An 11,386-nucleotide genomic window follows, 5' to 3' on the forward strand; every position below is an offset into this window, starting at 1 on the left:
GTTCGGGCAAAAAGTGCCGGTCACGTTACCGAGCCTGCCGGGCCTCTACAAGAGGCACGGCCTCATCGCGGCGCAAGAAAAAAGGGCCCGAAGGCCCTTTGATCATTCAACCCCCGAGGTACGCATCGCGTACCTTCGGGTCGGTCAGCAATGCTTCACCGGTACCCTGCATCACCACCTTGCCGTTCTCCAGCACATACGCCCGATCGGCGACCTTCAGTGCCTGGTTGGCGTTCTGCTCCACCAGGAACACGGTCACGCCATCGCGGCGCAGCTGTTCGATGATGTCGAAGATCTGCTGGATGATGATCGGCGCAAGGCCCAGCGATGGTTCGTCCAGCAACAGCAGCTTGGGCTTGCTCATCAATGCCCGGCCGATGGCCAGCATCTGCTGCTCGCCACCGGACATGGTGCCGCCACGCTGGATGTAACGCTCCTTCAGGCGCGGAAACAACTGCAGGACCTTGTCCAACTGCTCCTGGTAGTCGCCCTTGTTGGTGAAGAAGCCACCCATGGCCAGGTTTTCCTCGACGGTCAGGCGGGCGAACACACGGCGGCCTTCCGGCACCACCGCGATGCTCTTGCGCATGATGTGCGAGGACGGCTGGCCGACCAGTTCCTCGCCCAGGTACTTGATGCTGCCGCTGCTCGCCTGGGGTGAGCCGCACAGGGTCATCAGCAAGGTGGACTTGCCGGCGCCGTTGGCGCCGATCAGGGTGACGATCTCGCCCTGGTTGATCTCGACGTTGACGCTGTGCAGCGCCTGGATCTTGCCGTAGAAGGTGGAAACGTTCTCGAACTTCAGCATTTACGCCTCCCCCAGGTAGGCCTTGATCACATCAGGGTTGCCGCGAATCTCTTCCGGCGTACCGTCGGCCAGGGGCGTGCCCTGGTTGATCACCACGATGTGGTCGGAAATGCTCATCACCAGCTTCATGTCGTGCTCGATCAGCAGCACGGTCACGTTGTGCGATTCGCGCAGGTAGGCGATGAGGGCCTTGAGGTCCTCGGTCTCCTTGGGGTTCAGGCCGGCGGCCGGTTCGTCGAGCATGATGATTCGCGGTTGGGTCATCATGCAGCGGGCGATTTCCAGGCGCCGTTGCTGGCCGTAGGCCAGGGTGCCGGCGGTACGGTTGGCGAACTCGGTCAGGTTGACCTTCTCCAACCAGTACTGGGCACGCTCCATGGCCTCTTTTTCGCTGCGGCGGAAGCTCGGGGTCTTGAACAGACCGGCGAAAAAGTTGGTGTTGAGGTGGCGGTGCTGGGCAATCAGCAGGTTTTCCAGCGCGGTCATTTCCTTGAACAGGCGCACGTTCTGGAAGGTTCGCACCACGCCCTTGCGGGCGATCTGATGGCCGGCCAGGCCCTGGATCGGCTGGCCGTCGAGCAGGATGGTGCCGCCGCTGGGCTTGTAGAAGCCGGTCAGGCAGTTGAACACGGTGGTCTTGCCAGCGCCGTTCGGGCCGATCAGTGCCACCACTTGTTTTTCCTTGACGGTCAGGGCCACGCCGTTGACCGCCAACAAGCCGCCAAAGCGCATGCTCAGGCCGCTGACTTGCAGAATTTCGCGGCTCATCGAGGCAGCTCCATGTGCGGACGTTGCATGGGCAGCAGGCCCTGCGGACGCCAGATCATCATCAACACCATCAGCGCACCGAACATCAGCATCCGGTATTCGCTGAACTCACGCATCATCTCCGGCAGCAGGATCATCACGATGGCCGCGAGAATCACGCCCAACTGCGAACCCATGCCCCCCAGCACGACGATGGCGAGGATGATCGCCGACTCGATGAAGGTGAACGACTCCGGTGTCACCAGGCCCTGGCGGGCGGCGAAGAAGCTGCCGGCGAAACCGGCGAAGCAGGCACCCAGGGTGAACGCCGAGAGCTTGATCACGGTGGGGTTCAGGCCCAGAGCGCGGCAGGCGATCTCGTCTTCGCGCAGCGCTTCCCAGGCACGGCCGATCGGCATGCGCAGCAGGCGGTTGATCACGAACAGCGCCAGCAGGGCCAGCAGCAGGGCGACCAGGTAGAGGAAGATGACCTTGTTGATCGAGTTGTATTCCAGCCCGAAGAACTCGTGGAAGGTCTGCATCCCCTCGGCGGCGCGGCGCTCGAAGGTCAGGCCGAAGAACTCCGGCTTGGGGATGTTGCTGATGCCGTTGGGGCCGCCGGTCCAGTCGGTGAGGTTACGCAGGAACAGGCGGATGATCTCGCCAAAGCCCAAGGTCACGATCGCCAGGTAGTCACCGCGCAGGCGCAGCACCGGGAAGCCGAGCAGGAAGCCGAAGGTGGCGGCCATCAGGCCGGCGATCGGCAGGCAGACCCAGAAGCTCCAGCCCAGGTAGTGGGAGAGCATGGCGTAGCTGTAGGCGCCGACGGCGTAGAAGCCGACGTAACCCAGGTCGAGCAGGCCCGCCAGGCCGACCACGATGTTCAGGCCCAGGCCCAGCAACACGTAGATCAGGATCAGCGTGGCGATGTCGACCGCGCCGCGGGAGCCGAAGAACGGCCAGATCAGGGCGACGACGATCAGGCCCATGATCACCCAGCGCTGGGTTTTCGGCAGGGTCAGGAAGTTGCTCACCGACGACGGTACCAGTTTGCGGTCGGAGCGGCGGCCCATCACCGAGCTCCACTGCTTGTCGAACAGCACGCGCAGGAACATCAGCACCGAGCACGCGGCGATGATGCCGATGGTGAACGAACCCTGGCTATGCACCACCAGGCTGATGCCATCGATGCTGAGTTTCAGGCCCAGCACCGGGAAGGCCACGGCCCAGACCAGCAAGGCGCTGAAGAACGCCTGTTTGAGATTTCTGTTCATACTTTTTCAACCTCCGGGCGGCCCAGGATGCCGGTCGGCCGGAACAGCAGGACAAGAACCAAAAGACCGAATGCCACCACGTCCTTGTACTGGTCGCCGAAGATGTCGGCGCCGAACGCTTCGGCCACGCCCAGCACCAGCCCGCCGAGCATGGCGCCCGGGATGCTGCCGATGCCGCCCAGTACCGCCGCGGTGAAGGCCTTCAGGCCCACCAGGAAACCGGCGTTGGGGTTGATCACCCCGTACTGCATGCTCAGCAGCACGGCCGCCACCGCCGCCAGCGCGGCACCGATGACGAAGGTCAGGGCGATGATGTTGTTGGTGTTGATGCCCAGCAGGTTGGCCATCTTGATGTCCTCGGCGCAGGCGCGGCAGGCGCGCCCCAGGCGGGAACGGGAGATGAACAGGGTCAGGCAGGTCATGGCGACGAGGGTTACCACGAACACCAGGATCTGCATGTACGAGACCAGCACTTCCTCAGCGCCCCCCGGGCCGAACGAGAAGCTGCCGGGGATCAGGTTGGGGATGGACTTGTCTTTCGAGTCCTGTGACAGCAGGACGGTGTTCTGCAGGAAGATCGACATGCCGATGGCGGAGATCAGCGGGATCAGCCGGTTGCTGTTGCGCAGCGGCCGGTAGGCGACCCGTTCGATGCTGTAGCCGTAGGCACTGGTGACGAAGATCGTGGCGACGAAGGCCACGGTCATCAGGATCGGCAACGAGTGGATGCCCATCATGGCCAGCCCGGCGAGGGCGATGAAGGCCACGTAGGAACCGATCATGTACACCTCGCCGTGGGCGAAGTTGATCATGCCGATGATGCCGTACACCATCGTGTAACCGATGGCGATCAGCGCGTAGGTACTGCCGATGGTCAATCCGTTAACCAGTTGTTGTAGGAAATGGTAGATCTCAGGCATTACAGCGCTCCTAAAAACCTGATTTGCATTTCTCTGGCGGGGGATGACCCCGGCCCCTTGTTCTCGTGGTCTTCGCCACGTGATCTTTTTGCGGGCACGGCCAGGAAACCGCGGGTGACGGTTTTAAGATTTTCAGGTGAACCGGCTCCCGGATCACGGGAATCAGGTTCATGAACCTCGTAAAACAAAGCCCACTGCTCGCACAGTGGGCTTCTCGGTCAGCTATTAGTCACGCAGTTACTGAGGGGAGACTTCGGTCTTCGGCTTGCCGAAGTGCCATTCGTAGACCACGAACTTGAAGTCTTTCAGGTCGCCCTTGTCGTCATACGACAGGTCGCCGGTCGGGGTCTTGAAGGTGCCTTTGTGAATGGCGGCGGCCACCTTGTCGGTGTCTTCGGAGCCGGCAGCCTTGATGCCCTGGGCGATCAGTTCGACAGCCGAGTAGGCCGGGAACACGAACGGACCGCTCGGGTCCTTGCCGTCGGCCTTGATGGCGTCGACGATGGCCTTGTTCTCAGGTGCTGCGTCGAACGACTTGGGCAGGGTCACCAGCAGGCCTTCGGAGGCGCCCTGGGCGATCTGCGAGATGGAGTCGTTACCCACGCCTTCCGGGCCCATGAACTTGGCTTTCAGGCCTTTCTCTTGTGCCTGGCGCAGGATCAGGCCCAGCTCCGGGTGGTAGCCGCCGTAGTAGACGAAGTCGACGTTGTTCTGCTTGAGTTTCTGGATGATCGAGGAGAAGTCCTTGTCACCGGCGTTCAGGCCTTCGAAGACGGCGACCTTGGTGCCTTTGCCTTCCAGGGTGGTCTTGACCGCGGTGGCGATGCCTTCGCCGTACTGCTGCTTGTCGTGCAGCACCGCAACGACCTTCGGCTTGACGTGGTCGGCGATGTAATTGCCGGCGGCCGGGCCCTGAGCGCTGTCCAGGCCGATGGTGCGGAAGATCAGCTTGTAGCCACGGGCGGTGATTTCCGGGGAGGTGGCGGCAGGGGTGATCATGATCACGCCTTCGTCTTCGTAGATGTCGGACGCAGGCTGGGTGGAGCTGGAGCACAGGTGGCCGATCACGTACTTGACGCCATCGTTGACCACTTTGTTGGCGACGGCCACGGCCTGTTTAGGGTCGCACGCGTCGTCGTATTCCTTGGCTTCGAGCATCTTGCCATCGACGCCGCCCTTGGCGTTGATGTCCTTGATGGCCTGTTTGGCGCCGACGAACTGCATGTCGCCGTACTGGGTCACCGGCCCGGTCTTGGGACCGGCGATGCCGATCTTGATGGTGTCGGCGGCAAACGAATGGCTGGCGACTCCGGCCAGAACCATCGCGGCAAACAGCTTGGAAATCTTGATCATAGTGCTCCACTCATTCTGTTGTAATTCTTATAGTCCTGAGGCCAGGGCTACAGACCGGGCGGGATTCGCGGCCTGGCTACGCCAATGCCGTAAGCCCACCTTCCCCCGGAACATGTCCCGGAACTGTACCGGTACAGTGTAGAGCGCTGTCCGAGCGCTTGAAAAGCGGGCGAAAAGCGTCTGTCTCAAGGGGTGTCGCGTGATCGACATAAAGATACAGAAAAGCGCCATCACTTTGCCTGTATTCCCGGCCCGCCCCCACAAGTTCGGGCCTGATCGACCAAATTACGTATTTGAAACCGGGTTTTTCTGCAAAAATGCCGGCCTTTTTGTTGGCCGATCTTTGCGCAGGTAAACCCATGACTGATCAAGTAAGCACCCTCTATGCCAAACTGCTCGGCGAGACTGCCGTCATCGAGTGGAAAGCCCTGGAGCGTTTCTGGGCCAAGGGTGACCTGATTTGGGTCGACCCTAGCCTCGACCTGATCGCTGTTGCCGAGGCGATGGCCGAGAATCGCGGCGAGATCTTCGCCAAGTGGCGCAATGATGGCACTGTCGGGCCGGTCTCTTCCGAGCAGGCGCTCGACCTGCAAACCCGCGATCCAGAGATCTGGGCGGTGGTGGTTTCGCCGTTCATCGTGATCCAGGCGAAGAAAGCGGAATAAGCGCGGGCTTTTTTAGTGCGTGAAAACGCGCAAACGCTCCGCAATGGTGCGCATTGACGCTCACGTAAGGTGGAAGTTGGTAACAGTGGCGGGGTGATTCGGCGGGGCGGTAACAGTTTACGGGATGCGTAAATGGGGCCGCTTTGCGGCCCCCACTGGATCAGTAATCCACGCGCCCGGTATGGCTGTTCAGCGAAATCACCCGGGTCTTGCCGATGCGGTGCCTGAAGATCTCGCGCAGGTACTTCACCGCCTTCTTCACGCACTCGCGCGACAGGCGGATGTCGTTGATCGAGACGAAACGGCTCTTGTCGTTGATCAGCTCGCGGTACTTCTTCTCGTACATCGGCTTGATCGCGTACCAGTTGGTGTCGAGGATCTTCGCCGGGTTCTCGAACTCGTTGAGCAGGTCGTCGATGCTGTCTTCATCGAAGTGCTCGCTGGTGATGAACTCGAGGATCGCATTGTCCATGGTGTCGTCGAAACGGTATGGGTTGCGCGCGAAGCAACGCTTGATGAACGCCACGATCAGCGTGAGGAAATCGTCCGACAGGCACGGGCTCTTGGCGATCAGGGTGGTCAGCGACAGGTTGGCCGAGGCGCCGATCACCAGCGCATAGCGCTTGAGCGTGGTGTTGGGGAACAGGCTGTTGAGGTGGGTCTTGAGCCGGTTCAGGTCCATGTAAGACAGTTTGTAATCCTTGGGCAGCGACACGATCGACACCACCGACGAGCAGTTCTTGAAGAAATGCAGGTCGTGCAGCGCCGCGGCGTCGTAGCCCGAGGCCTGGTACTGCTCCAGCGCGGCGCGGTAGCGACGCGACTCGATCGGCAGCAGGCTGATGCCTTCGATGGCCTGGGTCTGCTTGTTGAAGTGCGGCAGGTCGATGGAGCGGAAGAACAGGTCGTCGATGTCCAGGCGCGGCTGCTCGCGCTCGAACACCTTGAACTTGTCCGACCCTGCCGGCGGCACTTCCGGCACCACCGACTCGGCATAGGCGATGGCCACGGGGCCAGCCAGGCTCATGAACAGGTCGTTGGCGTCCAGGCGGATGGTCTCGCCAATGTCGATGCCGGCGCGGCGGAAGTAGTTCTGGTCGTAGTCGGTGGTCACCGCCTGGGCGGTGAGGATGTTGAAGATCTGCTGGGAGATGTACTGGTTGGCGTGCTTCTCCATGGCATTGACGTCGATGTTCTGGATCGTGCCGTCGTCGCTCTCCTCGGCGTAGCGCATGATGTCGTTGGAGATCAGCATCATCGCGTTCCACGGGCGGATGCGGCCCATGACGCTGGCTTCGCTGCTGTCTTCATTGTCGAAGTTGTACGAGAAGTCCCATTCCTCCGACAGGTATTTGCACAGCAGGCGCCCGGCGTTGATGTGCAGAGCCTCGGACATTTCGCTGCGGTGATCGGACGCATTGGGCAGCACGCAGATGCCGCTGGTGAAGATCGGCTCGAACACGAACGAATGCCCGCTCTTGCCGTCGTTCTCGTCGGCCGGTTTGGTATCGAATGTCTTGTTCATGTACGAGTACTGCTGGGCCAGGCCGAATTCCGAGGCCATGCCCGAGCCGGTGCCGCCGCCGGCGCTGAAGATGTAGAAGTACAGGCGCGACTGGTTGGCCTTGATGCCGCAGGAGTCGATCAGGTACGAGTGGATCAGCTTCCAGTCGGCGCTGGAGAAGCGCTGGGTGTCCTTGTTGAGGATGATCTTGGCCAGGTACTGGCCGAGGATCGGCGCGTTGCCGGCGCCACCGGCATGCACCTCGGACAGGTCCATGATCTTCATCTTGCTGTAGTCGCGCAAAAAGCCGCCGCGCTCGCCCTTGCGCGAGAAGCGGATGCGCCCGGCGATGTCCTTGTCCAGGTCGCCTAGCATCACCAGCGGCTCGACCAGGAACACCGGCTTGGCCGCCTTGTTCTGTACCAGGCGCAGGTTCTGGCGGATCCAGCGCGCCGGGCTGTAGCCCGCTTCGCCTTTGAAACGGTCCTCGTTGTTGTACTCATTGAGGAAGAAGGTGCGGGCGTTGTACACCAGTTCCGCCACGTCCAGGGCGATGTTCGAGCCGCAGCGGCCCAGGCCGATCAGGCACACCGACGGGAACTGCTGCTCCAGACGCAACTGGTCCTCGTCCTCGACATGCAGGTTGGGCGGAAACACCAGGTCGCGCAGGCCGTCGAGGTTGTCGAGGATGCGTTGGATGTCCTGTTCGGTGAAGTACAGGTACTGTTGCGCCGGCATGCTGCGCGCCGCGGGCAGGTCTCGAGCACTGCCGGCAGTCAGCGAGGTGGTGCTGAGGGAGGGCTCGGGAGCCGCATTGGCAGAAGTGATCGTAGAGGTCATAGTGCGCCATTTGCCTGGAGTGGTTGGCTTCCCGGTGATGCATATCATCTAGCCATCACGGAGAAATTTCGCGACTTTATCAGTGCGTCTTTTTCTTATGCGATAGGGGGTTTCCTTAGTCGTTCTAAGGTTTTTCCCTTCTCACCCGCATTGCATCGTCCGTTTGTCACGCTTCTTTAATCTGGAGTTGCTCATGAGTACTGCATTGCCTTCGTTGGGGTTTGCCGGGATCGGCCTGATGGGCCTGCCGATGTGCCGTCGGCTGCTGGCCGCGGGGTATCCGCTGACCGTGTGGAACCGCAGCCCGGACAAATGCGCCGAACTGGTTGCCGCCGGCGCCCAGCTGGCCGGTAGCCCTGCCGAGCTGTGCCAGGCGGCGGACATGGTGCTGCTGTGCCTGGCCGACACGGCGGTGGTGCGCGAAGTGGTGTTCGGTGAGCAGGGCATCGCCCGTGGCGGGCGCAGCGGTCAGCTGCTGGTGGACTTCTCCAGCCTCGAACCGACCGCCACCCGCGAGATGGCGGCGGAGCTGGCGGCCCTGTGCGGCATGGCCTGGCTCGATGCCCCGGTGTCCGGCGGCACGCCGGGGGCCGAGGCCGGCACCCTGGCGATCATGGTCGGGGGCGAGGCGAGCGATCTGCAGCGGGCGCGGCCGGTGCTGTTGACCCTGGGCCAAAGGGTGACGCACATGGGCGCAGTGGGGGCCGGCCAGGTGACCAAGGCGTGCAACCAGATGATCGTGGCCTGCAACGCGCTGGTGATTGCCGAGGTGGTGGCGCTGGCCGAGCAGTCAGGGGTCGATGCGCGGCTGATCGCCGAGGCGCTGGCCGGCGGGTTTGCCGACTCAAAACCCTTGCAGATCCTCGCCCCGCAAATGGCCGAAAGCCGCTTCGAGCCGGTCAAGTGGCACGTGCGCACCTTGCTCAAGGACCTCGACAGCGCGGTGAAATTCTCCCGCGAGCAGGGCTCGGCGACGCCGCTCAGTGGCCTCGCCGCGCAACTGATGCGCCTGCACGGTAGCCAGGGTTATCTGCAAAAAGATCCGGCGACCCTGGTAGCGCTGTATCGCAGCAAGGACTGAGCTCGCCCGGCTGGCGGTCGAGCCGTTCGAGGATCGGCCGCAACTCGGCCAGTGGCACCGGCCGGCTGAGCAGGTAGCCCTGGAGGTAGTCGCAGCCGTGGCTGGCGAGGAATTCGTGCTGCTCGACAGTCTCGACGCCCTCGGTGACCACTTTCAGATGCAGGGTATGGGCCATGATGATGATCGCCTGGACGATCTCGCGGTCTTTCTGGCTGCCGGGCACGTCCTGGATGAACGAGCGGTCGATCTTCAGCACGTCCAGCGGCAGGCGCTTGAGGTAGGCCAGCGATGAATAGCCGGTGCCGAAATCATCGATCGACAACGCCACACCCTGGGCACGGATGCGCTTGAGCAGGCTGATGGTGTGGTGGATGTCACCCATCAGGGCGTTTTCGGTGACCTCCAGCTCCAGCTGGCGCGGCGCCAGGCCGGCCTGGAACAAGGCCATTTCCACCTCGGTGGCCAGCTCCTCGCGGCCAAGGGTGAGGGCCGAGCAGTTCACCGTGACCTTGAGATCGCCATAGCCATGACGATTGAGCTGGGCCAGGTCCTCACAGGCCCGGCGCAGCACCCACAGGTCCAGCTCGGCGATCAGGCCGTTGGCTTCGGCAATACAGATGAAACGGTCGGGGCTGAGCAGGCCATGCTGTGGGTGTTGCCAGCGCACCAGCGCCTCGAGCTTGGCCACCTGGCCGCTGCGCAGGTCGAAGATCGGTTGGTAGTGCACGCACAGGCCACGCTCTTCGAACAGCGCCACGCGCAGTTCTTCTTCCAGTTGCAGCTCCAGGGTGGCGCGGGTCTTCAGGCCGTTGTTGAAGAAGTTCAGACTGTTGCGCCCGCAGCCTTTGGACTGGTAAAGCGCCAGGTCGGCGTTCTTCAGCAACTCTTCGGTGCTCTGGCCGTCGTCGGGGAAGATGCTGATGCCGATGCTGGTGGTCATCACCATGCGCCGGCCGGCCAGATCGATCGGCTCCTTCATGCGCTGCATGATGCGCTGGGCCAGGTGGCGTGCCTCGTCACGACTGTTGAGGCTGGTGACGATGCAGAACTCGTCGCCGCCGAAGCGGGCCACCAGGTCCTGGCCACGGGTGGCGGCCTTGATGTGATCGGCGATCACCTTGAGCAACTCGTCGCCGGCGGCATGCCCGAGGCTGTCGTTGATCCGCTTGAAGTGGTCGATGTCGAGGAACATCACCGCCAGCATACCGTCATGGGCAGCCTGCTCGGCCAGGCGCTCGGCGAAGACCTGGTTGAAGCCGCGGCGGTTGACCAGGTTGGTCAGGGCGTCGTAGTGGGCGGCCTGCTGCAGCGAGGCGCGGGCCTGGTCGAGCTGGCTGAGCAGTACATTGACGCGGCGCAGGTCGTGCTCCTTGCTCTGCAGCTTCTTGTCGGCCAGCGCCGCGCTGATGCTGCCAGCGCTGATCAGCAGGGTGATGACGGCAATGGTCAGCGCCAGTTGCAGGCTGTTGTCGGCCGAAGGCAGTCGCAGCGCGGTCTCGCTGGGGATCACCAGGGTCATCGCCGCCATGCCGGTAAAATGGGTCAGGACGATACCTGCGGCCATCAGTAGGCTGGCGCCGTACTTGAGCAGCAGGTGCAGGGTGCCGCTGCCCTTGTTGAAATAGCGTGCCATCAGCAGCGCCACCAGGCTGGCGAGCACGGCGATGCCGACGGAGGCAAGCAGCAGGCCGGTCTGGTAGTACTGCAGGGCGCTGGTCTGCAGGGCGGCCATGCCGGTGTAGTGCATGACACTGATGCCCAGGCCGATGAACAGCGCGGTCTGCAGGTAATGGCGCAGGCGCATCTGGCTGCGGTTGAGGCTGTTCATCGCCAGCCAGGCGGCCAACAGCGCCACCAGCAGCGACAGGCCGGTCAGTGGGGCATCGAAGTGGATTTCCAGGGGCGCCTGGAAGGCCAGCATGCTGATGAAATGCATGGCCCAGATGCCCCCGGCCAGGCAGCAGGCACCGAGCACGCGCCATTGTCGGCGGGCGAAGCGGTCTTCGCATTGGCTCTGGCGTTCGCTCATGTCCAGAGTGGCGAAACAGGCGGCGCTCGCCACGATGAAGGCAAGCAGCACCAGGAAGGGGTTGTGTCGGCAGTCGAGGATGATCTGTCCGGTCGCCGGCAGCTCAGCGAACAATTGCAGTCCCAGCCACTCCATTGCAGGCCTCTTCGTCGAGTCTTCACTCGT

General features: G+C 62.6%; 9 protein-coding genes. 2 read left to right on the forward strand and 7 right to left on the reverse strand.

What is annotated here, in order from left to right; translation table 11 throughout:
• Window positions 1–106: 106 nt before the first annotated feature.
• The 5 genes from ACVWY1_RS24595 to ACVWY1_RS24615 form a co-directional block, all read right to left on the reverse strand.
• The gene (locus ACVWY1_RS24595; RefSeq protein WP_102684682.1) at window positions 107–808 is read right to left on the reverse strand and encodes an ABC transporter ATP-binding protein; all 702 of its coding nucleotides are present in this window, start codon (window positions 806–808) and stop codon (window positions 107–109) included.
• Window positions 809–1,576, reverse strand: a complete 768-nt coding sequence (gene livG / locus ACVWY1_RS24600) for a high-affinity branched-chain amino acid ABC transporter ATP-binding protein LivG (protein WP_023631159.1) — start codon at window positions 1,574–1,576, stop codon at window positions 809–811. It lies immediately after the preceding gene.
• The gene (locus tag ACVWY1_RS24605; protein ID WP_102684683.1) at window positions 1,573–2,829 is read right to left on the reverse strand and encodes a high-affinity branched-chain amino acid ABC transporter permease LivM; all 1,257 of its coding nucleotides are present in this window, start codon (window positions 2,827–2,829) and stop codon (window positions 1,573–1,575) included. Before ACVWY1_RS24605 ends, livG begins: the two co-directional genes overlap by 4 nt.
• Window positions 2,826–3,749 (reverse strand): high-affinity branched-chain amino acid ABC transporter permease LivH, encoded by a 924-nt coding sequence (livH, locus tag ACVWY1_RS24610; protein ID WP_028692119.1) that lies wholly within the window; start codon window positions 3,747–3,749, stop codon window positions 2,826–2,828. Before livH ends, ACVWY1_RS24605 begins: the two co-directional genes overlap by 4 nt.
• Before the next feature lie 237 nt (window positions 3,750–3,986).
• On the reverse strand, window positions 3,987–5,102 hold the full coding sequence (locus ACVWY1_RS24615; RefSeq protein WP_038706647.1) for a branched-chain amino acid ABC transporter substrate-binding protein: 1,116 nt from the start codon (window positions 5,100–5,102) through the stop codon (window positions 3,987–3,989).
• A gap of 359 nt (window positions 5,103–5,461) precedes the next feature.
• Between ACVWY1_RS24615 and ACVWY1_RS24620 the strand changes: the two genes are divergently transcribed.
• Window positions 5,462–5,767 (forward strand): DUF2288 domain-containing protein, encoded by a 306-nt coding sequence (locus tag ACVWY1_RS24620; RefSeq protein WP_277501731.1) that lies wholly within the window; start codon window positions 5,462–5,464, stop codon window positions 5,765–5,767.
• A gap of 160 nt (window positions 5,768–5,927) precedes the next feature.
• Here the strand turns inward: ACVWY1_RS24620 and ACVWY1_RS24625 are convergent, their stop codons facing one another.
• Entirely contained in the window at window positions 5,928–8,009 is a 2,082-nt protein-coding gene (locus tag ACVWY1_RS24625) for a hypothetical protein (protein ID WP_371918144.1), read from the reverse strand.
• A gap of 295 nt (window positions 8,010–8,304) precedes the next feature.
• Here ACVWY1_RS24625 and ACVWY1_RS24630 point away from each other — a divergent pair, with 295 nt between their 5' ends.
• Window positions 8,305–9,192, forward strand: coding sequence for an NAD(P)-dependent oxidoreductase (locus ACVWY1_RS24630; RefSeq protein WP_102684686.1), 888 nt, complete (start codon window positions 8,305–8,307; stop codon window positions 9,190–9,192).
• Here ACVWY1_RS24630 and ACVWY1_RS24635 read toward each other — a convergent pair.
• Window positions 9,092–11,356, reverse strand: coding sequence for a putative bifunctional diguanylate cyclase/phosphodiesterase (locus ACVWY1_RS24635; protein WP_102684687.1), 2,265 nt, complete (start codon window positions 11,354–11,356; stop codon window positions 9,092–9,094). The genes ACVWY1_RS24630 and ACVWY1_RS24635 overlap by 101 nt on opposite strands.
• Between the last annotated feature and the right edge of the window lie 30 nt (window positions 11,357–11,386).

This window comes from Pseudomonas sp. TE6288 (assembly GCF_054062095.1).